Here is a 25495-nt window from a genome sequence, read left to right on the forward strand (position 1 = left end):
ACGGAAAAAGTTTTATTTTTGTGCTGAAAAGACACAGATGTAAAACTTTATTCGTTCAAAGATGAGAAAATCGGTTGTTGTTTTGCTGGCGGCAGTCGCTGCCGGAGTGGCGGGATGCACAAAAGACGGGCATGGCATTTCCGGGGTTAAAATCGTGCCGTCGATCGCAACCCGCGTAACGGGGCTCCATTTCGATGCCGGCGACCGGATCGGTCTGACCATTACGCGCGCTTCGGGCGTTTATGCCGACAACTCCCTGATGATCTTCGACGGTGCCGTCTTCTCGGGAGATGTAGCGTGGTATTCGGAACGGAACGAGCAATCGACGCTGACGGCTTATTATCCCTACTCCGACGCGGGTACGCCGACGGTCTTCGATATTGCCCTCGATCAGAGCGGCGGGTGCGCGGCGTCGGACCTGCTGGGTGCGGTAAAACACGACGTGGCGCCTGCCTCCGCACCGGTCGGGATGGTGTTTCGCCACCTGATGTCGGAGGTGAAGATCGTTGTGAACAACACCTCGGGAGCCGCGGTTTCGGGGGTGTCGGTCGGAGGATTTGCACCCACGGCCGAGGTGGATTTGGGAAATCTCTCGGCCCGGGTACAAGGCGGTGCCGCAGCGGCCGAGGTCGAAGCATGCGAACTGGTCGCCGGAACGAGTTACCGCGTCATGCTCGTACCGCAAACCGCCCAGCTCACGGTTACGGTCCACACGGACGGTAAGGATTTCAGTAAGACGGTCCCGGCGACGCTCGAAAGCGGGTACAGCTACGATGTGACGGTGGATGTGGCCGAGGAGGCCATTTCCGTGGAGTTGAGCGGCGAGATAACCGACTGGATGCCGGGCGGTTCGCTCGATGGCGGGCAGGCGGAGGAGGAGCCGGGCACGGTGACCTGCGGCAGTGAAACGTACCGAACCCGGACGATCGGCGGACGGGTGTGGATGGCCGAAAATATGCGCAACGTGCCTGCGGGCGTACAATTAGGCGCGGGTTACTGGAATCCTATCGGAGGAGCCGGCGCAGTCGCGGTGCAGGGATTGCTGTATGACCATGCCACAGCCGTAGGCGATGCACAGGTTGCGACGCAGGGACCGGTGCGGGGAATCTGTCCCGAGGGCTGGCACATTCCCGATGCTGACGAACTGGCTCAGTTGCTCGGTGCCGATTGCGGCGAGGATTTCTACTGCTGTGCCAGTTGGTGGGTCATATCGCTCGGAACAACCAAGTACGGCTCGAAAACCAAGGGCTACCTGATGAGTTCGACGCTCAGCGCTGAAGACATGCGCAGCTGCCTCGGTTTTACCACTACGGGAATACCGCCGTCGATGACGGCGCTTTCGACCGAGTACGGCCTCTCGCTACGCTGCATCAAAGACGTGAATTGAAAGCGTCCCGGGCACAGCCCGGGACGCTTTTCCATCAATTGTCCCGATTGAGGAAAAAGATCGGTATGTTGGCCAGAAAGACGTCCTCGCCCGCGAGTTGTTCGCGCTTGGCGAGCAACTCGCTCAGCGGGATTTCGCCGATGAGGTAGTTGCCGTTCTCCCGGCTGGTGTATTGTTCGAGAATTTTCGAGAAACGCAGGATGCCGTGGATGTCGGTATCGGTATAACGGACGTAGACTTTCAGGGTGATGTCGGTCGTATATTCCGGTTTGTGGAGGTAGCTCAGCTTCTTGTATTCGTACCGGTAGTTGTGCAGGCGGGCCATGATGTCGCTCAGAATCGACGAGGCGGTGGGCAGGCTCCCGGCGCCTTTGCCGAACATGAACTGACGGTCGTAGCATTCGCCGCGGATCACCACGCCGTTGTACTCGTCGTCGACGCTGTAAATGTATTTGGCTGGGCTGACGAACTCGGGCATGACGAACAGGGTGAAATGCTCGTCGCTGACCTTGACGACCTGGGCCACGAGTTTGATTTTCACCCCTTTTTCACGCGCATAGCGGATGTCCGCATCGTGGATCGTCGAGATACCGTAGGTGAAGATGCGTTCGGGAGCCACATAGGTTCCCAGCGCGTGTACGGTGATGATGACCAGCTTGAAGAGCGAATCGTATCCGCCGATGTCGAACGAGGGGTCGCTCTCGGCGAAACCCAGCTCCTGCGCCTGTTTCAAGGCATTGGCGTAGGTATCGTCGTGGTCGAAGACGCGCGAAAGGATGTAGTTCGACGAGCCGTTCAGAATGCCTTTGACCTCGAGCAGCAGGTCGTTGTCGTAGTACTCTTCGAGGTTGCGGATCACCGGGATCGAGCCGCACGACGAGGCATCGTACAGCAGCGCAACGTCGTGTGCTTTCTGAATCTCGATCAGTTCCGGCAGGTGGTGGGCCAGCATGGTTTTGTTCCCCGAAACGACGGGAATGCCCCGCAGCAGGGCGCTCTTGACGATCCGGTAGGAGGCTTGGGCGTCGTCGATGACCTCGACGACGAGGTTGATCGCCGGATTGTCGAGTATCTCGTCCGCCGAGGCGGTGAACAGCGCGGGATCGGCTGCGACCTTGCGGGGTTTCGAGGGGTTGCGCACGCAGATTTTGACGATTTCCGCATTGGCGTTCTTCGATTTGCGCACCACTTCGAAGATGCCCTGCCCGACGACGCCGAAGCCGAACAGGCCGATTTTGATTTTACTCATATAGAATTCTGTTATTGATTCATAAAGGGGTAGAGAATGTCGTTCAACTGCTCGTGCTCCACGAGGAATCCGTCGTGCCCGAACGGCGAGTCGATCTCGTGGTAGACGCTTCGGGGGATCATCCCGTGCAGTTCGCGCATTTCCGACGGGGTGAAGATGATGTCGGTGGTGATGCCGACGACCGCCGTGCGGGCTGTAATGCGGTTCAGAGCCGCTGCTACCCCGCCGCGCCCCCTGCCTGCGTCGTGGGTGTCGAACGCATTGAGGATGGCATAATAGGAGTAGGCGTTGTAGCGTTTGCAGAGCTTTTCGCCCTGGTATTGCTGGTAGGTAGACGCACGGTGTGCGGCGGGTAGCTCCTCGCGGTCCTGCTGCGTGAGGTTGTAGCCGCGCGGTCCGCGGTAGGTCAGAAGACCGATGGCACGGGCCGCGGAGAGACCGGCCATGCCGGCGTCGTCGCGCGGCTGGCCGAACGTGGCGTCGGCCTCGATGGCCATGCGCTGCGTCTCATCGACGGCGATGGTCCAGGGCGAAGCCTTTGCCGAGGTGGCGATCAGCACCAGATTTTCGATGCGCTCGGGCTCCATGACGGCCCACTCCACGGCCTGAAACCCGCCGACGGAGCTGCCCACCAGCGCCGCGATGCGGTCGATGCCCAGCGCGTCGGCCAGCAGCCGGTGGGCGCGGACCATGTCGCGGATGGTGAACGGCGGGAAATCCTTATAATAAGGTATGCCGGTCGCCGGATTCACATGCAGGGGCCCCGTGGTTCCGTAATGCGAACCGAGGATATTGGCGCAGACGACAAAATGGCGGGCCGGGTCGAGAAAGCGTCCCTCTTCGACGGTATGGGGCCACCAGTCGGCCACGTCCGAATTGGCAGTCAGGGCGTGGCAGACCCAGACGGCGTTATCGCGCGCCGCGTTCAGCCGACCGTAGGTGTGGTAGGCGATCCTCAGGTCCGGGAGCCGGCCGCCGAGTTCCAGCGGGAAAGGGCCCGTATGGTCGTAATAGCGTACCATCAGACGTTTGCGAAAGCCTGTTCGAAATCGGCGATCAAATCGTCCGGATGCTCCAGCCCCAGCGAGATGCGCAGCAGCGTGGGGGTGACGCCTGCCGCCGCGAGGTCCGCTTCGCTGAGTTGCTTGTGGGTCGTGGAGGCCGGATGCGTCACGACGGTGATCGAATCGCCGATCATGGTCATGTGGGCGGCAAGGCGGAGCGATTCGACGAAGCGCACGGTGCTTTCGAGCGTGCCGCACAGTTCGATGGTGAAGACGGCCGACGAGCCGAAACGGTAGTATTTCCGTGCATTCGCATAGCTGGGATGGGTCGGAAAGCCCACGAAGCTGACCGATTTTACTTTGGGGTGCTTCAGGCAGTACTCGGCCAGTTTGCGGGTCGACTCCACCTCGTGCCTGACGCGCAGCGAGAGGGTCTCCAGTCCGATCATCATCAGGTAGGAGTCGAACGGCGAGGGGCAGCAGCCCAGGTCGCGCAGACCGTCGACGCGGCATTTTACGATGAATGCCGCCTTGCCGAACGCTTCGTAGAGGTTCAGTCCGTGGTACCCCTCCGACGGTCCGTCGATCTGCGGAAATTTGCCGTTCGACCAGTCGTAGTTGCCGCCGTCGACGATCACGCCTCCCATCGCCGTGCCGTGGCCGTTGATCCATTTGGTCGCCGAATCCACGACGATATTCGCACCCCACTCGAACGGGTTGCAGAGGTAGCCCGCAGCGCCGAACGTGTTGTCCACCACAAAGGGTACGTCGTGCTTATTGGCCAGTGCGCCCAGCGCTTCCAGGTCGGCCACGGCACAGGTCGGATTGCCCATGCTCTCGGTGTAGAGCGCCCGGGTGCGGTCGTCGATCAGCCGCTCGAAATCTTCCGTCCGTTCGCTCTGAGCGATCCGGCAGTCGATGCCCAGCTTGCGCAGCGACGAGCGGAACTGGTTGTAGGTGCCGCCGTACAGGTAGGGCGAAGCGACGATGTTGTCGCCCTCGGCGGCCAGCGAGAGCACGGCGACGAGGATGGCCGACATGCCCGACGAGACGGCCAGCGCGCCCACGGCTCCGTAGAGCGCGGCGATACGCTGCTCGTAGGCGGAGGTAGTGGGATTCTGCAAGCGGGTGTAGATGTTCCCGGCCTCGCTCAGGTCGAAGAGCCGGGCCGCATGGTCGCATGTCTTGAAACGGTAGGCGGCCGTCGGACAGATCGCCACGCCGCGGGCTCCGGTCTCGGTATCGGGCTGAAGACCCGCATGGATTTGCAGGGTCTCGAATCGGTAGTTTTTCGTATTCATATTTTCGTTATGTCTGTTCGCACGATTTTCACAAAAAAATCCGACCTCAGGGAAGCCGGATTGTATCTTTCTGCATGCAAAGACCTTACACCCGGCTGAATCGGTTGCACATCCACATATCCATCATCATGCCGCAACGGTTGCTGCCGGCTGGTTCGGGGTATGGATAGCTGTTTTTCATGCCGTATCGAATCTCTTTGCGCTGCAAATATAGCGCTTTTTTGGTTTTTTCCTCCATTCCGTCCCGATTTTTAGCGGGATAGACAACCTTGCGGATTGCGGATGGCCGGATTTTTGCAAGCAAAACGGCAAACCGGACTTTTTTGTAATATGAAAGAGCTAAATTTTGTAGTTCGGGAAATAATGCTTACCTTTGTGTCGTGAAGATGGGACTGTGTGCTTGGTCAAGAAAATAAACTCTTAATTATGAGAAAATTCTACTTTGGGCTGCTCGCATTCGCACTCGCTGCGACGTCGTGTCAGAAAGAACTTGGCGAAGGGGGCGGCGGTAATCCGGGAAAATATCCCGAAATCCCGGCCGATTTCAACTGGAAGACAACGCAAGACGTGCAGATCACGGTCGCAGCTCCTGTCGTAGACGCCTCGACCCCCCCCCAGTATGCGGTGATCCGCGTCTATTCCTCCCCGATTCTTGTCGATGAAAACCTGGTAGCCAAAGGTGTGGCGACGTCCGCTACGCCGTTCCGTACGGTTTTTACGGCACCCGCAGGTGCGGATAATATCTACGTGGAAACGACGCTTCCGGATGGTTCGGTGGCTGTTTCGTCCGCTGCAGCCGCCGCTTCGGTCAATGTGCCGGGAGCCGCGATGAAAGCGAGCGCCACGGCTTCACCCGAAATTCGTATCGCCGCCGCGGCTAGCCAACCCGATATGCCCGACTATCCGAAGATGACTGTGAAAACGGCGTCGGATTTCGCTTCGGGAGCCATTGTCCGTTCGATCAAGGACGGCGAGCAGTTCGGTGCAAGCTGGTCGGCCTATCCCTATGCCGAGAGCTATGTACCGGCGGATGCGGATATAACGGTGAACGCGATCGACCTGAACGGTTTTGCTCCCCATGTGGATGCCGTCCTCTATGTCGCCGGCAAGGTCAATGTGAAGACCGTCAGTTGCGGTACGGCGCGCCTTGCGGTGCTTCCGGGCGGCGAGGTGACTGTCGAGGAGTTCTCGGCGCAGAATACGGGCAGCGCGGACAAACCCGCCGTCTATGTTTTCGAAGGCGGAAAAATCACTGTCAAAAAGATCAATTTCAGCGGCAAGAGCATCGTCAACTGCGGCCAGATGGTCGTAACGGACGATTTCGACCTGAACAACTCGGCCGTTCTCTACAATACGACGAATGCCGTTTTCGAGACCGTCGATCTGGATTGCTCGAACAATACGGCCGTGTACAACGACGGACAGTTTACGGTCACCGACGAATTGGAACTCAACTCGAGCGCCCGGTTCGAAAACCGTTCGAACGGCGATATGTTCGTTCACGATTTCGACCTGGAGAACGGCGGCTGCGAACTCTACCAGCAGGGCAAGGCTACGTTCGACGAACTGGATAATAATAACGGCAAGGTCTACGTGAACTGCTACACCTATGCCAAAAAACTCGAAGGCGACAACGGTTATTACGCCATCTCGGCGGGTGCCTGTCTGGAGAGTATCGAAACCGAGTTCGAGAATACGAAAGTCGATATGGCTGCTGCCTCGATGTTCGTCACCGAGTTGTTCAACGACGACGATGACGACGACGAGAATGAAAACGTGCAGTTCTTCGGGCCGACTGTAACGGACGGCTATGCGGTGATCCGTTTCGAGAAGAAAGCGATTACCGGCAAAGTCAAGTTCCACAACGCGCTCGAGGTTGTTTACGACGCGACGGGCTTGGCGAAACGCTACCGGCTCAACAGAAATTCGTTCAAGAGCGGTGCCTACTCGGTTCCCGAGCAGACGGTCAACGTTCCCACTACCGAATGCAACGGCGGCAAGGGACAGATCACGCCCGATCCGGAACCCGAACCCGAAGAGTTCGAGACCGTTTCCGGAGCAGTCTACACTTATTGCTTCGAGGACCGCTGGCCGTGGTTGGGCGACTACGACATGAACGACGCCATTGTCGTATGCAGCATCGACCGCAACGTCTCGAAAGACGGCAGCAAGGTCGCTTCGCTCGATATAAACTGGGAACTGGTAGCTGCCGGTAAGAAATGCAAATACCTCGCTTTCGCCGTTCGGATGGACAAGGTGGATGCATCGGAGATCGGCTCGGCAATTTCGACGCATCAGGCATTCGGTAACGGTCCATTTGCGGGAGTGGGCGTGCAGCAGGATTGCCAGCAGGCCGTGATTCCGTTCTTCAACAATACCGATGAGGTGCTGAGCGGGTCCAACACCTGGAAAGGTCATGCGGTTGCAGCCACCACAAAACACGTAACGACCGTGACGTTCAACGAGCCTGTCGATATTGCCAAAGTCGTGGAGTCGGAGATGAATTTCTTTGTGGCGGTCGATTCCCGTGCCAACGAAATTCACATGCCGGGATATAATCCTACTGAATCGGGCATCATTGGCGATGGTCATATTCTGGCCAGCGATCCCTACAAGTACTTCGTCTCGAAAGGCGAAAAGATGTACAACAACTACATGATGTGGGCTTTGATGATTCCGGGCCAGTTCCGCTACCCGACCGAGGGTAAGGATATTCGTGATACCTACCAGTATTTCAACATGTGGGCTTCGAGCAATGGCCAGGTGCATCCGGAGTGGTACGACGAAGAGGCTGACGAGAATTTACTTTACTAAAAGCCGATACAAATAGAAAAGAGCCGCGATTCGTTTTGAATCGCGGCTCTTTTCGTATCTGTCCGGATGGAACTACCCTGCTACTGCGGACCTGTATCAGGGCGGATGCGTTTTTGCCCCGATTGAGCGCAATGCAACTTGTACGCTGCCGAGCCCTTTCTTGCCGCAATTTCCGTTGGGTAGATGCTCTTCGGATTACGACGCGCTGTCGGGTTGGGTGATCCGTTAGCTGGCTTTGCAGGGGAGAGTCCGCTTTATCCCGAAAAGAGACGATCCGCAGAGACCGGCCAAAGTCTCTGCGGATCGTCGCATAAGAGGTGAAATGTTATTTCCGGTCGATCTGTTCGATGCCTTGCCGCGTAGCGGCTCCGCGCAGCAGAGTGCGGCAGAAGAGGTACATCTCCTCGCGGGTGATCTGGTTGAGCCGCAGTTCGAAGAGCGAATCCAGGATACGGTCGGCAAGTGTGGCCGTGTCGATCTCGGGCAGCAGGAACCCTTCGGCCCGGCACAGTTCGAGGTATCGGGACAGCTCGCTGTGCCAGAAATCGCGGTGTTCATCGAAATGCTCGGCGAAGACCACTTTGCGCCGGATGTCGGCCAGGAAACTGCTCTCCACGGCAAAGAGTCCGTCGATGTACTCGTGTACCAGCTTGAAAGCCTTTTGCAGCGAATTTCCGCCGTGCCGTTTGCGGCAGGCGGCGATGCGCCGTTGCTGCTGCTGACTCATCTCGTCCAGACAGGCGTAGACCAGATCGGTCTTGTCGGCAAACATTTCATAGAGCGTGCGTTTGGAGATCCCCAGCCGCTGCGCGATCTCATCTACCCGGACGGCACGGATGCCGTTCCGGGAGATGAGTTCTTGCGTGGCGAGGATGATCTCCTCTCTGGTCGCACCCCGTTTCATTACTTTTTCTCCTCCGGGGTGAGGTCGCGGCCGCCGCCGAGCGCCTGGTAGAGGTTCACGATACCCTGAATCTCATCGAAGCGGTCGGCGATCTGCGACAGCTGGGCCGAGAGCAGCGACTGCTGGGCGGTCAGCACCTCGAGGTAGGTCGAGGAACTGTGCTGCATCAACAGTTCGGTGCTTTCGACGGCCCGCTCCAGCGATTTGATCTGCTCGGTGCGGAGATCGGTTTTCGCCCGGGCCGACTGATACTGCGTCAGGGCGTTGTTGACCTCGGCGCCGGCGTTGAGCAGTGTCTGCTGGAACGCCAGCTTGGCCTCCTCCTGCTGCGCTTTCATGATCTTCACGCGGGCGCGGTTGGCGCCGGCGTTGAAGATCGGCTGCAACAGCGAGCCGGCTGCCGAAAGCAGCAGTTTGCCCGGATTGACGATCATCGACCCGGCGCTGTTGGTCCAGCCTGCCGTGCCGCTGAGCGTGATGGTGGGATAGAGGGCCGAACGCGCCTCGGCGGTGCCGTAATAGGCCTGCATGAGCGAATACTCGGCACTGCGGACATCGGGTCGGTTCGAAAGCATCTGAACCGGAATGCCCACCGCCAGCTCCGTGGGGAGCTGCTGTGCATTCAGCCGGCCGCGGGGAATTGCGTGCGGAGCTTCGGCCAGCATCGTGCAAAGGCTGTTTTCGACTTGCCGGATCTGGAACTCCAGATCGTGCAGCGAGGCCTTGATCGCAAGGTAGTTGGCTTCGTACTGGGCCACGCCGGCTTCGGTCGTCATGCCCGCCTCCTTCATGGCCCGCATCGTGCGGACGCTCTCGCTCCACTTGGCGGCCGTGCTGTTGGTGACCTCGTACTGGCTGTCGAGCATCAGCAGCGTGTAATAGAGGTTTGCGATGCCCGAGATAAGCTGGGTTTTCACCGCCTGCTCGTACTCCTTGCTCTGCGCATAGAGGGCACGGGCCTTGCGCTTGGCGTTGGTCAGCCCGTTGAAAATGTCGATCTGCCAGCTGGCCGATATCGGAACGTTGTAGGTTTTGGACGTATTCCGGTTGTCGAAACTGCTGATCGTGCCCTGGGGCGCGAAATTGAACGACGGCAGGTAGGCCAGGCGGGCCGACTTGAGCGTCGCCTCGGTCTCTTTCACCCGCCACTGCGCCGACAGCAGGTCGGTGTTGTTCTCCAGCCCCAGCCGGATGAGCGTCTGCAACGCGGGGTCGGTGAACATCTCCTGCCAGCGGACGCTGCCGATGGTCGTCGTATCGCCGCTCTCGGCCGTGCCGTACAGTCCGGCGGTCGTTACCTCGGGGCGGGTGTAGGGCTTGTAGATGCCGCAGCCCGTCAGTGCGGCTGCAAGGCATACGATAAGTATCTTTTTCATGCTTTATTCCTCCTCTTTCTCATTTTTTGCATCTTCCAGTTCCGCCCTTACGGCCCACTGCGGATCGGGATCGAATTCCAGCGGTTTGATCTTCTCCTGCAACGTCTGGAAGACGATGAACAGCGTCGGCACGAGGAACAGCAGTGCCAGCGTACCGACGATCATGCCGCCCACGACGCCCGCACCCAGGGTCGAGTTGCCGTTGGCGCCCACACCGTGCGAGAGCACCAGCGGAATCATACCGAATACCATCGTCAGGACGGTCATCAGGATGGGACGCAGACGAACCTTGGCGGCCGAAACGGCGGCCTGCGTGAGACTCATGCCCGCGGCGCGGCGGTCGGTGGCGTACTCCGTCAACAGGATGGCCGTCTTGGCCAACAGGCCGATGAGCATGATAAGACCCGTCTGGAGGTAAATGTTGTTCTCCAGCCCCATCATCTTGGCGAAGAGGAACGAACCCAGCAGACCGCACGGAACCGACAGGATGACGGCGAACGGAATGAGGAAACTTTCGTACAGGGCACTCAGAATCAGGTAGATGAGCAAAATGCAAATGCCGAAGATGATCGCCGTGTTGCTGCCCGTCTGCGCCTCTTCGCGGGTGATGCCGTCGAACTCGTAGCCGTAGCCTTTCGGAAGCACCTGCTCGGCAACCTCCTGGATGGTGCGGATGGCATCGCCCGACGAATAGCCCGCGGCTGCCGTTCCGGTCACAGCGATCGAGTTGTAGAGGTTGAACCGGTTGAGCGTCTCCGAACTGTACACTTTCGTCAGGTTGACGAACTGGCTCAGCGGAGCCATTTCACCGCTGTTCGTACGCACGAAGACGTTGTTGAGCGACTCCGTATCGAGGCGGTACTTGGGATCGGCCTGGAGCGTCACATAGTACATTTTCGAGAAACGGTTGATATTCGAGACGTACTGACCGCCGTAGTAGCCCGCCAGCGTCGAAAGGACCGTACTGGGCGAAACGCCGGCACGCTTGGCTTTCGCGGCGTCGACATCCACGACGTACTGCGGGAAATTAATATTGAAAGTCGAGTAGGCGCGCTCGATCTCCGGACGCTGGTTCAGTGCACCGATAAACTGCAAATAGACCTTGTAGAAATCGGTCAGCTCGCCGCCCGCCTTGTCCTGGAGGTTCATCGAGAAACCGGTCGACGTACCGTAACCTGAGATCATCGGCGGAGCCACGGCGAAAATCTGCGCGTTCTTAATGTCCGAGGTGCGGCCGTAAATCTGTCCGATGACGGCCTGCACGGCATCCTCCTTGTTCGGACGCTCGTCCCAGTCCTTGAGTTTGATGATGCACATGCCGTTCGACGAGCCCTGTCCGGCGATCATGCCGTAACCGGCCACCTGCATATAATCCCGAATCTGGGGAATGGTCTTGATGCGGTCGGAAACCTGCTCCATGATCTTGTGCGTCTCCGAGAGCGAGGAGCCCGGGGCTGCGGTGACGTTGACCATGATGGTTCCCTGGTCCTCGTCGGGCACCAGACCCGTCTTGGTCGTGTTCATCAAGAGGACCAGCGCCCCGATAGCCAGTGCGAGCGTCGACCACATGAGCCACTTGTGCTTGATAAAGAGCAGCACGCCGTGCTTGTACTTGTTGACCATGGCCGAAAAGGCCGAGTTGAAAGCCTTGCGGAAGCGGGCCGCGAAATTGTCGCGCATCTCGCCGTTTTCGTCGAGGTACGGCTTGAGAATCAGGGCGCAGAGGGCCGGCGACAGCGTAAGGGCGTTGACGGCCGAGAGTCCCACGGCCACGGCCATCGTGATACCGAACTGCGTGTAGAATACACCCGACGTACCGCCCATCATCGCCACGGGAATAAATACGGCCATGAAGACCAGCGTCGAGGTGACGATGGCCGACGTGATGCCGGACATGGCGTCGATGGTGGCCATGTAGGAGGATTTGTAGCCCACATCGAACCGCGCCTGCACGGCCTCGACCACGATGATCGCATCGTCGACGACCGTACCGATCGCAAGAACCAATGCGAAAAGGGTCAGCAGGTTGATCGAAAATCCGGCGAAAGCCAGGAATCCGAACGTACCGATCAGCGCCACGATGATCGAGACCGTGGGAATGAGCGTCGAACGAATGTCCTGGAGGAAGACATAGACCACCAGAATAACGAGCAGGATGGCTTCGAAGAGCGTTTTCAGCACCTCTTTCATCGAAGCGTAGAGAAAATCGTTGACACTTTGAAGATGGGCTACGGCCACGCCTTTCGGCAGTTCGGCCTCGACCTCTTCGAGCAGTGCGTTGACTTCGTTGACGACCTGCGTGGCGTTGGAGCCCGCGGTCTGGAAGATCATTGTACTGACGCCCGGATGTCCGTTGGTGTAGCCCTTGTAGGCGTAGGACTCGCTGCCCAACTCGATGTCGGCAATGTCTTTCAAACGCAGTATGGTACCGTCGGCTTTGGCCAGGATGACGATTTCACCGAACTCCTCGGGGGTCTGGTGGCGGCCGCGGTATTTCATCGTATACTGGAATGTGTTGTCGGAGTTCTCGCCCAGCGTACCGGTCGCCGACTCGATGTTCTGCTCGGCGAGCGCCGCCGTAACGTCCGACGGAATGAGTTTGTACTGTGCCATCACGTCGGGCTTCAGCCACACGCGCATCGAGTACGGGGAACCGAGCGTGAAAGCCTCGCCGACACCCGAAATACGCAGGATGCGCGGCTCGATATTGATCTTCGAGTAGTTCGACAGGAAGAACTCGTCGTAAGAGCCGTCGGGGCTGTATAGCGAGAAGATCTTGACCATGGACGGGTTGCGCTTCATGGTCATCACACCGATCTGTGTTACCTCTGACGGAAGCAGACCTGTCGCTCTCGACACCTTATTCTGCACGTTTACGGCTGCCATGTCGGCATTGGTTCCCTGACGGAAATAGACCGAAAGCGTGGCGCTTCCGACAGCGGCGCTGGAGGTGATGTAGGTCATGTTCTCCACGCCGTTGATGGCCTCTTCGAGCGGCACGATCACCGATTTCTGGATCGTCTCGGCGCTGGCGCCCGGGTAGGAGGCGCGCACCATCACCGTCGGCGGCGCGATGTCGGGATACTGCTCGATGGGCAGCGTCGCAAGACCGATCAGACCGGCGATTACGATGACGATGGATATGACCGACGCCAGTACGGGTCGTTCGATAAAATGTTTGAGTGTCATAAACTTATTCCTCCTTTACGGTTTGGGTTTGGGCGGCAGCGGCTTCGGATGCGGGAGCAGCCTGCGCAGCGGGTGCCGTCTTGGGCTGGATGGGTGTTCCCTCGCGCAGCAGACCGACACCCTCGGCGACGATCACGTCGCCCGGCGTAAGGCCCGATTTGACGATGTATTCGCTGCCGTTGCTGATTTGCTCGACGTCGATCATCGACGAGGAAGCCTTGCCGTCCACTACCTTATATACATAGACCTTGTCCTGGAGCTCGAACGTGGCGACCTGCGGCACGACGATGCAGTTTTCGAAGATGCTGGGCAGGATGACATTGCCCGCGCCGCCGCTGTGCAGCAGTCCGCCCTTGTTGGGGAATGCGGCACGGAGCGAAACGCTGCCCGTCGAGGGGTCGATAACACCGCTGATCGACTCCACGCGGCCTTTCCGGTCGTAGATCGAACCGTCGTTGAGCTGCAACTCGACGTCGGGCATGTTCTTGAGCGTGGCCTCGATCGAGCCGTACTCGCGCGTGAGATTCAGCAGTTGGTTTTCGGTCATCGAGAAATAGACGTACATCTCCGAGTTGTCCGAAACGGTCGTGAGCGGCTGCGGAATCGAAGCGCTCACCAGGGCGCCGACACGGTACGGCAGGGTGCCGACCACGCCGTTCGACGGGCTCTTCACGACGGTGTAGGAGAGGTTGTTTGCCGCATTGACGCGTTGCGCTTCGGCCTGGGCAAGCTGTGCATGGGCGGTCAGAAGCTGATTCTTTGCGGTCGAGAGGTCGAACTGCGAAACGACGTTGCGCTGGAAAAGCTCCTTGCGGCTGTCGTAGTTCAGCTGGGCCGTGGCCACGCCGGCCTTGGCGGCCTCGACGTTCGCTTCGGCGGTTTGCAGCGCCGCTTTGTAGGGGACCTGGTCTATGATGAAAAGCGTCTGACCTTTGGATACGGTCTGACCCTCGTTGACTGCAAGTTCGACGATCGTTCCCGAAACCTGCGGATAGATGGCGATGTCCTGGCGGCCGCGGATCGTGGCCGAATAGTTGCTCGGGATCACGCGGTCGGTGGTGGCGACGGTCGTCACGGCGTATTGGCCGGGTCCCATTGCCGTCGGAGTCTCTTTGCATCCTACGGCTGCCACACAGCACGCCATAAGCGCTGCTTTCACAAATGTTTGCTTCATAACTTCTCCTTTACTTTATACTAAAAAACTTTTTCAGGTGCAAAAGTATCCTAAATTGTCGCTCCCCGTGCCTTTAAATTGCGAACAGTGTTGTTCTTTTTCGGAATAAAACCGTGCGCTGTCACGAAATAATCGCTATTTTTGTTCGAAAAAAGAATATGCAACCGCTCAATCCGCTCCTCACAACCACCGAAGAACAGTTCGTCGTCGGCGATTCCGATTTTGCCTATTTCACCCGCTTCGCTTACAAGATGGACGGGTGCGCCATCCTCTTTTGCCGCACGGGGCGGGCCGAGGTGATGATCGACCAGCACCGGGGCGAGGTGCTGCGCAACACGCTGGTGTTGCTGCTGCCCGGCTCCTACCTCCTCTTTACGGAGCGTTCGGAGGATTTCAGGGCGACATTCTGCACATTTTCGCGGGACCTGTTCTCCGAGGCGGCCTACCGGCTCGATCCGGCGTTTTTCGAATCGGTACACCGAAACGCGATCTCCCATCCGCCCCACCGGATCGTCGAGGGGGCCGTGACCTGGTTTCAGATGGCGGCCTATACCTACCGCGACCGTGGTAATATCTTCCGCAACACGATCATCAAGAACAGGTTGCAAAATGTGCTTCTTGAAATCTACGACAAGATGCAGCGCTTCGCCGCCAAGCAGTCGCGCACGCCCGAGACGACCACGCGGCAGACCGAGCTGTTCCACCGCTTCGCGGCGCTGGTGCACGAGCACTGCTCCCGCGAGCGCGAGGTGGCGTTTTATGCCGACAGGCTCTGTATCTCGACGCGCTACCTTTCGACCATCGTGCGCAGCGTGGCGCACGCATCGGCCAAGGAGTTCATCGACCGTTCGGTGATTCTCGAGATCAAGATGCTGCTGCAATCGACCGACCTTTCGGTGCAGGAGATCGCCTACCGGCTCCACTTTCCCGACCAGTCCTACCTGGGTCGTTATTTCAAAAAACACGCGGGAGAATCTCCCACCGAGTACCGCAACACGAAAAAATAGCCATCGCTGTGTTTGGAACCCGAATTGCAGGGGTATAACGAAATATCTAATACAGTTAGTATGAGCAAGACAATAGAAATACTTGGACAGCAGGCCGCTTACTACCTCACCCACGTATGCCGCACCATCGACAAGCGCAGCCTCTATCTTCCGTCGGCCGACATGGTGGACCGGATCTGGATGGAGTCGGACCGCAATATCCGGACGCTGGGCAGCCTGCAATGGATCCTCTCGAACGGCCGCCTGGGCGGTACGGGCTATGTGTCGATCCTGCCCGTGGACCAGGGTGTGGAGCACGCTGCGGGTGCCTCGTTCGCACCCGAACCGGCCTATTTCGATCCCGAAAATATCTTGCGGCTGGCCATCGAAGGCGGCTGCAACGCGGTGGCCTCGACATTCGGGGTGCTGGGATCGGTGGCCCGCAAATATGCGCACAAAATACCGTTCATCGTGAAGATCAACCACAACGAGTTGCTCTCCTACCCCAATACGCACGACCAGATTCTCTTCGGGACGGTGCGCGATGCGTGGAACATGGGCGCGCAGGCCGTCGGAGCGACGATCTATTTCGGATCGCCCGAGAGCCGGCGGCAGATCGTCGAGATTGCCCGTGCGTTCGACCTGGCGCATGAATTGGGCATGGCGACCATCCTGTGGTGCTACCTGCGCAACGGCGATTTCAAGAAAGAGGGCGTCGACTACCACTCCGCGGCAGACCTCACGGGGCAGGCCGACCATCTGGGCGTGACGATCAAGGCCGACATCGTGAAGCAGAAACTGCCTACGAACAACGGCGGCTTCCGGGCCATCAATTTCGGCAAGACCCGCGACGAGGTCTATACCCGCCTTACGTCCGACCACCCGATCGATCTCTGTCGTTACCAGGTGGCCAACGGTTACATGGGGCGCGTGGGGCTGATCAATTCCGGCGGCGAGTCGCTCGGCGAATCGGACCTCAAGGAGGCCGTCACCACGGCCGTGGTGAACAAGCGGGCCGGAGGCATGGGCCTTATCAGCGGCCGCAAGGCTTTCCAGCGGCCCATGCGGGAGGGGATCGAGCTACTGCACGCCATTCAGGACGTCTACCTCGATGATGAAATCACCATTGCTTAATTCGGACGCTATGAAAATTACCTTTTTCGGCACGCAGCCCTACGACCGCGAATCTTTCGACCGCATCGGAGGCGCATACGGTTTCGAATTCCGATACCACCGCAACCACCTCAATGCCAACAATGCCATCCTGGCAAAAGGGTACGACGCGGTCTGCATCTTCGTCAACGACACGGCCGATGCCGAGACCATCGGGCAGCTGTCGGAACTGGGGGTAAAACTCATCGCATTGCGCTGTGCTGGGTTCAACAACGTGGACCTTGCGGCTGCGGCCCGCTGCCATATCCCCGTGGTCCGGGTTCCGGCCTACTCGCCGCATGCCGTGGCCGAACACGCCGTGGCATTGATGCTCTCGCTCAACCGCAAGATACACCGCGCCTACTGGCGCACGCGCGACGGCAATTTCTCGCTGCACGGGTTGCTGGGGTTCGACATGTACGGCAAGACAGCCGGCATTATCGGCACGGGAAAGATCGCGCGCGAGCTGATCCATATTCTCAAGGGGTTCGGTATGGACGTGCTGGCTCACGACATCTATCCCGATGCGGAGTATGCCCGCACGGCCGGGATCACCTACGTGCCGCTCGAGGAACTCTACGCCCGGGCGGACATCATCTCGCTCCACTGTCCTTTGACCGATCAAACCCGCTACATGATCGGCGACGTGGCCATCGCGCACATGAAACCGGGGGTGATGCTCATCAATACGGGCCGCGGACAGCTGATCCACACCGAGGCGCTGATCGACGGGCTCAAGGAGAAGAAAGTGGGCGCGGCCGGACTGGACGTCTACGAAGAGGAGGCCGGCTACTTTTACGAGGACACCTCCGACAGGATCATGGACGACGACGTGCTGGCGCGCCTCCTGTCGTTCAACAACGTCATCGTCACTTCGCACCAGGGGTTTTTCACGCGGGAAGCCCTCGACAACATTGCACGTACCACCTTGCAGAACATCGCCGATTTCGACCAGCATCGAAAGCTCGTCAACGAGGTGCGTGCCGAACCTGAAAACAGCATGGTATGAAAAAAGTAGTTTTGCTCCGCCACGGCGAGAGCGTCTGGAACAGGGAGAACCGCTTTACGGGTTGGACCGATGTCGATCTGAGCGAAAAGGGCATGGCCGAGGCCGTCGAGGCCGGGCGGACGCTGCGCAAGGAGGGTTTCTGTTTCGGGCAGGCGTTTACCTCCTACCTCAAGCGGGCCGTCAGGACGCTCGACCTCGCGCTCGACGCGCTCGACCAGGACTGGATTCCCGTAGCCAAAAGCTGGCGGCTGAACGAGAAACACTATGGTTCGCTGCAAGGCCTGAACAAACGCGAAACGGCCGAAAAGTACGGCGACGAGCAGGTTCACATCTGGCGCCGCAGTTACGACGTGGCCCCCGAGCCGCTGGCCGAAGACGACCCCCGCAACCCGCGCTTCGATCCCCGCTACCGCGACGTGCCCGCGGCCGAACTGCCCCGCACCGAATCGCTCGCGGACACCGTGGCGCGCATCCTCCCCTACTGGAAATGCGAGATACTGCCCGCGCTCGCCCGGCACGACGCCCTGTTGGTCGTGGCCCACGGGAACAGCCTGCGCGGTATCATCAAGCACCTGAAAGGCATCTCCGACGAGGCGATCGCCGAGTTCAACCTCCCCACGGCCGTGCCTTATGTCTTCGAATTCGACGAGGGGCTGGGGTATGCCAGGGACTACTTTCTGGGGGACCCCGACCGGATCGCCGCGCTCATGGCCGCCGTGGCCAATCAGGGACGCAAAGGCTGAGACGACAGCCCCGCCAAGTAAATCCCGGCACTATTTTCTGCCGGGATTTTCGTGTGCAGTCCGGCGCTAAAACGGGTAATGCGTATCTTGTGCAAACCTTGATTTTTCGTATATTTGCAACCACTGAAAGGTTGAATATGTTACGAAAAATCAGAATTGCGGCTGCGGCCCTCTTTTTCGGTCTTATCACGCTCCTGTTCCTCGATTTTTCGGGAACGCTGCACACGTGGTTCGGATGGATGGCCCGGATACAGCTGCTGCCGGCTCTGCTGGCCGTGAATGCGGTCGTCGTGGCGGTGCTTGTGGTTCTCACCCTCGTGTTCGGGAGAATCTATTGCTCCATCGTCTGTCCGCTGGGGGTCATGCAGGACATCGTGTCGCGGGTAAGCAGCCGACAGAAGAAAAACCGTTTTGCTTACTCGCCCGCGCGGTCGTGGCTGCGCTGGGGTGTGCTTGCCGTGTTTGTCGTTGCAATGGTTGCGGGAGCCGGGAAAGCGGCCGCGCTGATTGCTCCGTACAGCGCTTACGGGCGGATCGCTTCGACCCTGCTGGCCCCGCTCTGGCTGTGGGGAAACAATTTGCTGGCCTGGGGTGCCGAACGGTTGGACAGCTACGCGTTCTATCCGGTCGAGGTATGGCTGAAGAGCGGTGCGGCGTTGGCCGTCGCTGTGGTGACCTTTTGTGTTATCGCCCTGCTGGCTTGGCGCAACGGACGGACGTGGTGCAATACGGTCTGTCCGGTAGGGACGGTGCTGGGAGTGCTCTCGCGCTTTTCGCTCTACAAGGTCCGCATCGACCCGTCCAAATGCAACGGTTGCAAACGCTGCGCCCGCAACTGCAAGGCGTCGTGCATCGATCCGCAGAGCCATCGGATCGATTACAGCCGCTGCGTGGCCTGCATGAACTGTCTGGACAACTGCCGCCAGGGAGCCGTCGGCTTCACGCTCCGCAGGTCGGCCGCCCATGCCGAACCGAAAGCGCTCGATCCGGCACGCCGCCGGTTCTTCGGTCTGCTGGGCGTGTTTGCCTATACGGCCCTCCGAGCGCAGGAGATGAAAGTGGACGGCGGCCTGGCATTGATCGAGGAGAAGAAGATTCCCGAACGCAATACGCCGATCACCCCGCCCGGATCGCTCGGCGCCCGCAACCTGGCGGCGCACTGTACTGGTTGTCAACTCTGTATTTCAGTCTGTCCCAATCGGGTATTGCGTCCCTCGGGACGGCTGACGACACTCATGCAGCCAGACGTATCGTATGAACGGGGGTATTGCCGTCCGGAATGCACCCGCTGTTCGGAGGTATGTCCGACGGGTGCTATCCGTCGCATCACAGCGGCGGAAAAATCCGCCACGCAGATCGGTCACGCCGTCTGGATTCGGGAGAATTGCGTGGTGTTGAACGACGGGGTGAGTTGCGACAACTGCGCCCGTCACTGCCCCGCTGCGGCGATTCATCTGGTGCCGATCGATCCCTCCGATCCCGGTTCGCTGCGAATCCCGGTCGTGAACGAGGAGCGCTGCATCGGTTGCGGAGCCTGCGAAAACCTCTGTCCGGCGCGTCCGTTCAGCGCCATCTATGTCGAGGGCCACAGCCGCCACAGAACCATTTGAAGAAGCAAACCATGAAAGAGCAAAAAACGATGGACCGCAGGGCGTTCCTGAAAATCGCAGCCGGCGGCGCCGCCGCTTCGGCTGCCGCCCTGGTCGGTTGCGGTTCGAAAGGCCGTCCGGCTCGAACTGCTGCGCGCGGCGAGGTGCCGACCGACCGGATGACCTTTCGCACCTGTCCGTCCTCGGGGGACAGGGTGTCGCTGCTGGGGTACGGCTGCATGCGCTGGCCGACGGTGCCGCGCGACGACGGCACGGGCGATGAGATCGACCAGCAGGATGTCAACGAACTGGTCGACTACGCGCTGGCGCACGGGGTCAACTATTTCGACACGGCGCCGGTCTACGGGCAAGGGCAGTCGGAGCGGGTGACGGGCAATGCGCTCAAACGCCACCCCCGCGACCGCTATTTCATCGCCACCAAAATGTCCAACTTTTCGAATTTCACCTATGAGAACTCCGTGGCGCTCTATCGCAAGTCGTTCGAGGAGTTGCAGGTGGATTATATCGACTACTACCTGTTGCATTCGGTAAGCGGAGGGATCGACTCTTTCCGAGCGCGTTTTATCGATAACGGCATCCTGGATTTTCTGTTGCGCGAACGCGAGGCGGGCCGTATCCGCCACCTCGGCTGGTCGTTCCACGGCAGCGTCGAGTTGTTCGACTACGTGCTGGCGATGGATGTAAAGTGGGATTTCGTCCAGATTCAGATGAATTACGTCGACTGGCGGCATGCCTCCGGGCGCAATGTCGATGCCGAATACCTGTACGGTGAACTGGCGCGACGTGACGTTCCGGTCGTCATCATGGAGCCGCTGCTGGGCGGGCGTCTGTCGCAGTTGAACGACAGCCTGGTGGCCCGTCTCAAACAACGCAGGCCGATCGAGAGCACGGCTTCGTGGGCTTTCCGCTTCGCAGGTTCGTTTCCGGGAGTGCTGACCGTGTTGAGCGGGATGACCTACATGGAGCATTTGCAGGACAACATCCGCACCTACTCGCCGCTCGATCCCTGCACTGATGATGAATTGGCCTTGCTGGAAGACACGGCCGAACGGCTGCAGCGCTACCCCGTCATTCCCTGCACCGATTGCAAGTATTGCATGCCCTGCCCTTACGGGCTCGATATACCTGCTGTCTTTGCACATTACAACCGCTGTGTCAACGAGGGCAATGTCCCTGCCGGTGCGCAGGATGCCGGTTACCGCGCGGCCCGGCGGGCGTTTCTGGTAGGTTACGACCGTTCGGTACCCCGGCTGCGCCAGTCCAGCCATTGCATCGGCTGCAACAAATGTCTGGCGCACTGTCCGCAGAATATCCGCATTCCGCAAGAAATGCGTCGCATCGATCAGTTCGTCGAAAAACTCCGGCAGGGACGGTAAAACGATCGTTCTCGTCGTTATAAGGGAAGGCGCAGTTCGGAAGGCCGTGTCGATTTTTACCGATAAGGTGTAATTTTTACTCGAAAACCGGATCGAAATCCGAATTAATACGCTACTTTTGCCAAAAGGAATCCATCAAGGACGCCAATCAAAATATGTCCGATTCATCCAAAATCAATTGCGGCAATTCGGGTGCGCTCTCCGATCAGTTGCTCGACGCCATGCAGACCGGCGTGATTTTCTTCGACAGCGACGGCGTTGTGGTCCGTACCAACCAGCTTGCCCGTGATGATCTCCGCATTGCCCGGAACCCTGTCGGCAGCAAGCTCGCCGCAGTTATTTCGATTATTTACGGCAATAAGGATATTCTGCCGGAACTTATTGCCCGCCTCGACGAGGACGCAGCCGGACAGATCGTTCTGCCGCGTGATGTGCTGATGCGGAGCAAGATCGGGGGTGTGCAGTTTTTCGTGACGGGGCGTATCACCCGCTTGGATGGCGGCGCGCGGCTGCTCTCGTTCCGTAACGTCGTGGACGAGCTCACACAGGAATACATGCTCAAGATGGCGCTGAGTTCTACCAAGATTTTTCCGTGGTTTTACGACATGGAGCGCGGCGTGATGGTTATCGATGCGCGTTATTACGACTATACGGGAATTCCTACCCGGGACTATACCATGTCGATGGAGGAGTTCTCCGAGCGAATCCATCCCGAAGACCGGGCTGCCATGGCCGAGGCTTTCGCACAGCAGTTGCATGGCGATCACTACCCCTATCCCGTTCCGTTCAGGCTGTTGCGCGGTGACGGTCGCTACGAGTGGTTCGAGGGGCAGTCGACCTACCTGGGACAGGTCGAGGGGATGCCCTATCGTGTGGTGGGTATCTGCATGAGTACCCAGGCACACAAGGACATCGAGGAGGCACTGACCCTCGCCAAGAACAAGGCGGAACAGAGCGACCGGCTCAAATCGGCCTTTCTGGCCAACATGAGCCATGAAATACGCACGCCGTTGAATGCCATAATCGGATTTACGAACCTATTGTCGGACGGTGTGGTTTCGGCCGACAGCGAGGAGGGCCGCGAGTATGTGGACCTCATCAACCGCAACAGCGATTACCTGCTGACACTGGTATCGGACATCCTCGATCTGTCGCGTATCGAAACGGGCGCAATGGATTTCAGCATCGAGGAGTATTCGCTCGGGCAGCTTCTGACGGATATACACCGATTCAACAAACACCGGATACCTGAGCAGGTGGAGTTCAGAATGGTGCTGCCGCCGGAAGAGTTGCGGATCGAAACGGATGTGCAGCGGCTGCGTCAGGTGTTGGACAATCTGTTGGGAAATGCTCTCAAATTCACGGATAAGGGCTGTATCGAGTTGGGATATGCGCTTGCGGACGATGAGCGAAGCGTAGAGGTATTCGTGGCCGACACCGGGCGGGGTATTGCCGAGGAGCATGTCGAAAAGATATTCGAGCGGTTCTACAAGGTCGATTCTTTCATGCAGGGAGCCGGACTGGGATTGCCGATCTGCAAGACGATCGCAGAAGGGTTGGGCGGTTCGATAACGGTATCCTCGCGTTTGGGGGAAGGTTCGCGGTTCAGCTTGAAACTGCCTGTCCGCCAGCCGTCCGAACCGTGATTTCGATCGAGAAATCCCTTGACCCCATAGTAGGTCCTCCTTTTTATTACGTTTCGTCTTGTATCTTTCAAGTAGCGGTACAGGCGGTGGAACTTGTTCGTGAGTTGGGTGATACGCACCCCGATCTCGCCCTGCCGTTTCACGCAGTATTGCCCGAACTCCGAAAGGAATTGCTTGGATGTGCCGCGGGGTTCAACAGCAGGTCTTAATTTCGATGTAGTCTCCCTCGTGCTCCTTGCTTATAAATTCCTGCCTTATCGCCAATATCCGCGCCCGGTATTTCCCTTAATTCAAATAAATCGATATATTTGTATAATATTCAATAAAGTGATCGGGATGAAAGATATAAATCGGCTGAAAGTAGTTGATAGAAGAGATTATAGAAATATGAATTGTCAGAAGAGTAAGAGTTTATAATCACTGAAACAAAAATAATATAATGACAAGTATAATTCAAAGGGCTGAATTACAGGCCAAAATATGGAAAATAGCCAACGACGTACGTGGATCTGTCGATGGCTGGGATTTTAAACAGTTCGTGTTAGGTACTCTTTTCTATCGTTTTATTAGTGAAAATTTCTCTAATTATATCGAGGGAGGTGATGAGAGCGTTGATTATGCTAATTTGCCTGATAGCGTAATAACACCTGAGATTAAAGATGATGCAATAAAAACTAAAGGGTATTTTATCTATCCGAGTCAACTTTTTGTTAACGTTGCAAGAAATGCCAACACAAACCCCAATCTTAATACGGACTTAAAAGCCATTTTTGACGCTATTGAAAATTCCGCCACCGGTTATCCATCGGAGGAAGATATAAAAGGATTGTTTGCCGATTTCGACACTACCAGTACACGACTTGGCAATACGGTTGAAAACAAGAACAGTCGTTTAGCTGCCGTATTGAATGGAGTGGAAGAACTGAATTTTGGGAAATTTGAAGATAACCAGATAGATTTATTCGGTGATGCCTATGAATTTTTAATAAACAATTATGCCGCGAACGCCGGAAAGTCGGGAGGGGAATTTTTTACGCCGCAGCATGTTTCCAAGCTTATTGCTCAGCTTGCCATGCATAAGCAGACAAGCGTAAATAAAATTTATGATCCTGCCGCAGGCTCCGGTTCCCTACTTTTACAAGCTAAAAAACATTTCGACAATCATATCATCGAAGAAGGTTTCTTCGGTCAGGAGATAAATCATACCACCTATAATCTTGCTCGTATGAATATGTTTTTGCACAACATCAATTACGACAAGTTTAATATTGCGCTTGGTGATACGCTTAGAGACCCGCAGTTTGGCGACGATAAACCTTTTGATGCCATCGTTTCCAATCCACCTTATTCGGTAAATTGGATTGGTTCGGATGATCCTACTCTGATAAACGATGACCGTTTTGCTCCTGCCGGTGTGCTGGCTCCTAAATCAAAAGCCGATTTTGCCTTTGTGCTGCATGCCCTAAGCTATCTGTCAGGCAAAGGCCGGGCTGCCATTGTCTGCTTTCCCGGAATCTTCTATCGTGGTGGTGCAGAACAGAAAATTAGAAAGTATTTGGTAGATAATAATTTTGTAGAGACCATCATTTCTTTGGCACCCAATTTATTCTACGGGACCTCAATAGCTGTAAATATCTTAGTTCTTTCTAAACACAAGACCGATACAAAAATCCAGTTTATTGACGCAAGCGGTGAAGGTTTCTTTAAGAAAGTAACTAATAACAATATTCTCGAAGACAAACATATTGAGCGGATTATGGAAATCTTCGACCGCAAAGAAGATGTTGAATATATAGCAAAATCCATAGATAACAAATTCATTGCCGAAGAAAAAGATTATAACCTCTCTGTTAGTTCTTACGTGGAGGCAAAGGACAATCGAGAGGTGGTGGATATTACGAAATTGAATGCAGAAATTTCAAAAACAGTAGAGAAGATAAATGGTCTTCGTGCCGATATTGATGCAATAATAAAGGAGATTGAGGGATGAATTATTTGGAAAAAATATTGGATGGTGCTAAGGTTGAATGGAAGGCTTTGGGGGAAGTTGCCACTATCAATAGAGGATGTCGTGTCACAAAATGTGATTTGTCACCAGAAAAAAAATATCCTGTGTATAGTGGAGGTGTAACTCCTATGGGATATTTTGACAGTTATAATAACGAGGCAAATACAATCACCATTGTTAAATATGGCACAGCTGGTTTTGTGAATTTTATCATGGAAAGATTTTGGGCAAATGATATATGCTATTGTATAAAGCCTTCTTCTAATTTAGATAATAAGTATCTTTTTTATGTATTAAAAAATAATCAAGGTCATATTAAATCGCTTGCTACAGATGCCATTCCTGCACATTTGCCTACCGAGGCTATAAATAGCTTTCAAATTCCTATTCCCTGTCCGGATAATCCGGAAAAATCCCATAAAATTCAAAAAGAGATTGTCCATATTTTAGATACCTTTACCGAGCTTACAGCCGAGCTTACAGCCGAGCTTATAGCTCGCAAAAAGCAGTATGAATACTACCGAGATATGTTACTAACATTTCCAAAGGATAATTTAAAGGAATAAT

General features: G+C 56.9%; 19 protein-coding genes. 11 read left to right on the forward strand and 8 right to left on the reverse strand.

Annotated elements, in window-relative coordinates; all coding sequences use genetic code 11:
* Positions 1 to 154: 154 nt before the first annotated feature.
* Complete coding sequence (locus ACMQ11_RS03645; RefSeq protein ID WP_418991340.1) at positions 155 to 1387, forward strand: fimbrillin family protein; 1233 nt, start codon at positions 155 to 157, stop codon at positions 1385 to 1387.
* Between the two features lie 34 nt (positions 1388 to 1421).
* Here the strand turns inward: ACMQ11_RS03645 and ACMQ11_RS03650 are convergent, their stop codons facing one another.
* The 4 genes from ACMQ11_RS03650 to ACMQ11_RS03665 form a co-directional block, all read right to left on the reverse strand.
* Positions 1422 to 2636, reverse strand: a complete 1215-nt coding sequence (locus ACMQ11_RS03650) for a homoserine dehydrogenase (RefSeq protein ID WP_418991342.1) — start codon at positions 2634 to 2636, stop codon at positions 1422 to 1424.
* 11 nt (positions 2637 to 2647) lie between these two features.
* Entirely contained in the window at positions 2648 to 3658 is a 1011-nt protein-coding gene (locus ACMQ11_RS03655) for a homoserine O-acetyltransferase family protein (protein WP_418991343.1), read from the reverse strand.
* Positions 3658 to 4941, reverse strand: coding sequence for an O-acetylhomoserine aminocarboxypropyltransferase/cysteine synthase family protein (locus tag ACMQ11_RS03660; RefSeq protein WP_418991344.1), 1284 nt, complete (start codon positions 4939 to 4941; stop codon positions 3658 to 3660). Before ACMQ11_RS03660 ends, ACMQ11_RS03655 begins: the two co-directional genes overlap by 1 nt.
* An 85-nt stretch (positions 4942 to 5026) precedes the next feature.
* On the reverse strand, positions 5027 to 5179 hold the full coding sequence (locus tag ACMQ11_RS03665) for a hypothetical protein (RefSeq protein WP_418991345.1): 153 nt from the start codon (positions 5177 to 5179) through the stop codon (positions 5027 to 5029).
* A 188-nt stretch (positions 5180 to 5367) separates the two neighbouring features.
* Here ACMQ11_RS03665 and ACMQ11_RS03670 point away from each other — a divergent pair, with 188 nt between their 5' ends.
* A complete protein-coding gene (locus tag ACMQ11_RS03670; protein WP_418991346.1) occupies positions 5368 to 7755 on the forward strand; it encodes an LruC domain-containing protein in 2388 nt (795 codons plus the stop codon).
* Positions 7756 to 8080: 325 nt separating this feature from the next.
* On the opposite strand, the gene ACMQ11_RS03675 is transcribed toward ACMQ11_RS03670, so the two are convergent.
* From ACMQ11_RS03675 to ACMQ11_RS03690, 4 genes are read right to left on the reverse strand one after another with little or no spacing between them, the layout of a single operon-like run.
* Positions 8081 to 8659: a TetR/AcrR family transcriptional regulator gene (locus tag ACMQ11_RS03675; protein WP_418991347.1), complete on the reverse strand. Its 579-nt coding sequence runs from the start codon at positions 8657 to 8659 to the stop codon at positions 8081 to 8083.
* Positions 8659 to 10035 carry a TolC family protein gene (locus ACMQ11_RS03680; RefSeq protein WP_418991348.1) on the reverse strand — a complete coding sequence of 459 codons (1377 nt, stop codon included), beginning with the start codon at positions 10033 to 10035 and terminating at the stop codon, positions 8659 to 8661. The genes ACMQ11_RS03675 and ACMQ11_RS03680 overlap by 1 nt, the downstream gene beginning before the upstream one ends.
* A gap of 3 nt (positions 10036 to 10038) precedes the next feature.
* On the reverse strand, positions 10039 to 13224 hold the full coding sequence (locus ACMQ11_RS03685; protein WP_418991349.1) for an efflux RND transporter permease subunit: 3186 nt from the start codon (positions 13222 to 13224) through the stop codon (positions 10039 to 10041).
* A gap of 4 nt (positions 13225 to 13228) precedes the next feature.
* A complete protein-coding gene (locus ACMQ11_RS03690; RefSeq protein WP_418991350.1) occupies positions 13229 to 14398 on the reverse strand; it encodes an efflux RND transporter periplasmic adaptor subunit in 1170 nt (389 codons plus the stop codon).
* A gap of 158 nt (positions 14399 to 14556) precedes the next feature.
* Here ACMQ11_RS03690 and ACMQ11_RS03695 point away from each other — a divergent pair, with 158 nt between their 5' ends.
* The 9 genes from ACMQ11_RS03695 (at position 14557) to ACMQ11_RS03735 (ending at position 25494) form a co-directional block, all read left to right on the forward strand.
* On the forward strand, positions 14557 to 15405 hold the full coding sequence (locus ACMQ11_RS03695) for a helix-turn-helix domain-containing protein (protein WP_418991351.1): 849 nt from the start codon (positions 14557 to 14559) through the stop codon (positions 15403 to 15405).
* Positions 15406 to 15465: 60 nt separating this feature from the next.
* Positions 15466 to 16518 (forward strand): class I fructose-bisphosphate aldolase, encoded by a 1053-nt coding sequence (locus ACMQ11_RS03700; protein ID WP_418991352.1) that lies wholly within the window; start codon positions 15466 to 15468, stop codon positions 16516 to 16518.
* A gap of 10 nt (positions 16519 to 16528) precedes the next feature.
* On the forward strand, positions 16529 to 17545 hold the full coding sequence (locus ACMQ11_RS03705; RefSeq protein ID WP_418991353.1) for a 2-hydroxyacid dehydrogenase: 1017 nt from the start codon (positions 16529 to 16531) through the stop codon (positions 17543 to 17545).
* Positions 17542 to 18288 (forward strand): 2,3-diphosphoglycerate-dependent phosphoglycerate mutase, encoded by a 747-nt coding sequence (gpmA, locus tag ACMQ11_RS03710; protein WP_418991354.1) that lies wholly within the window; start codon positions 17542 to 17544, stop codon positions 18286 to 18288. Before ACMQ11_RS03705 ends, gpmA begins: the two co-directional genes overlap by 4 nt.
* 137 nt (positions 18289 to 18425) lie before the next feature.
* On the forward strand, positions 18426 to 19898 hold the full coding sequence (locus ACMQ11_RS03715; RefSeq protein WP_418991356.1) for a 4Fe-4S binding protein: 1473 nt from the start codon (positions 18426 to 18428) through the stop codon (positions 19896 to 19898).
* Between the two features lie 11 nt (positions 19899 to 19909).
* Complete coding sequence (locus tag ACMQ11_RS03720) at positions 19910 to 21274, forward strand: aldo/keto reductase (protein ID WP_418991357.1); 1365 nt, start codon at positions 19910 to 19912, stop codon at positions 21272 to 21274.
* Positions 21275 to 21429: 155 nt separating this feature from the next.
* Positions 21430 to 22920 (forward strand): ATP-binding protein, encoded by a 1491-nt coding sequence (locus ACMQ11_RS03725; RefSeq protein ID WP_418991358.1) that lies wholly within the window; start codon positions 21430 to 21432, stop codon positions 22918 to 22920.
* Positions 22921 to 23359: 439 nt separating this feature from the next.
* Complete coding sequence (locus ACMQ11_RS03730; RefSeq protein ID WP_418991359.1) at positions 23360 to 24910, forward strand: type I restriction-modification system subunit M; 1551 nt, start codon at positions 23360 to 23362, stop codon at positions 24908 to 24910.
* A complete protein-coding gene (locus ACMQ11_RS03735; RefSeq protein ID WP_418991360.1) occupies positions 24907 to 25494 on the forward strand; it encodes a restriction endonuclease subunit S in 588 nt (195 codons plus the stop codon). The genes ACMQ11_RS03730 and ACMQ11_RS03735 overlap by 4 nt, the downstream gene beginning before the upstream one ends.
* The last annotated feature ends 1 nt before the right edge of the window (position 25495 follow it).

The organism is Alistipes sp., assembly GCF_048465575.1.
Classification (GTDB): Bacteria; Bacteroidota; Bacteroidia; order Bacteroidales; family Rikenellaceae; genus Alistipes.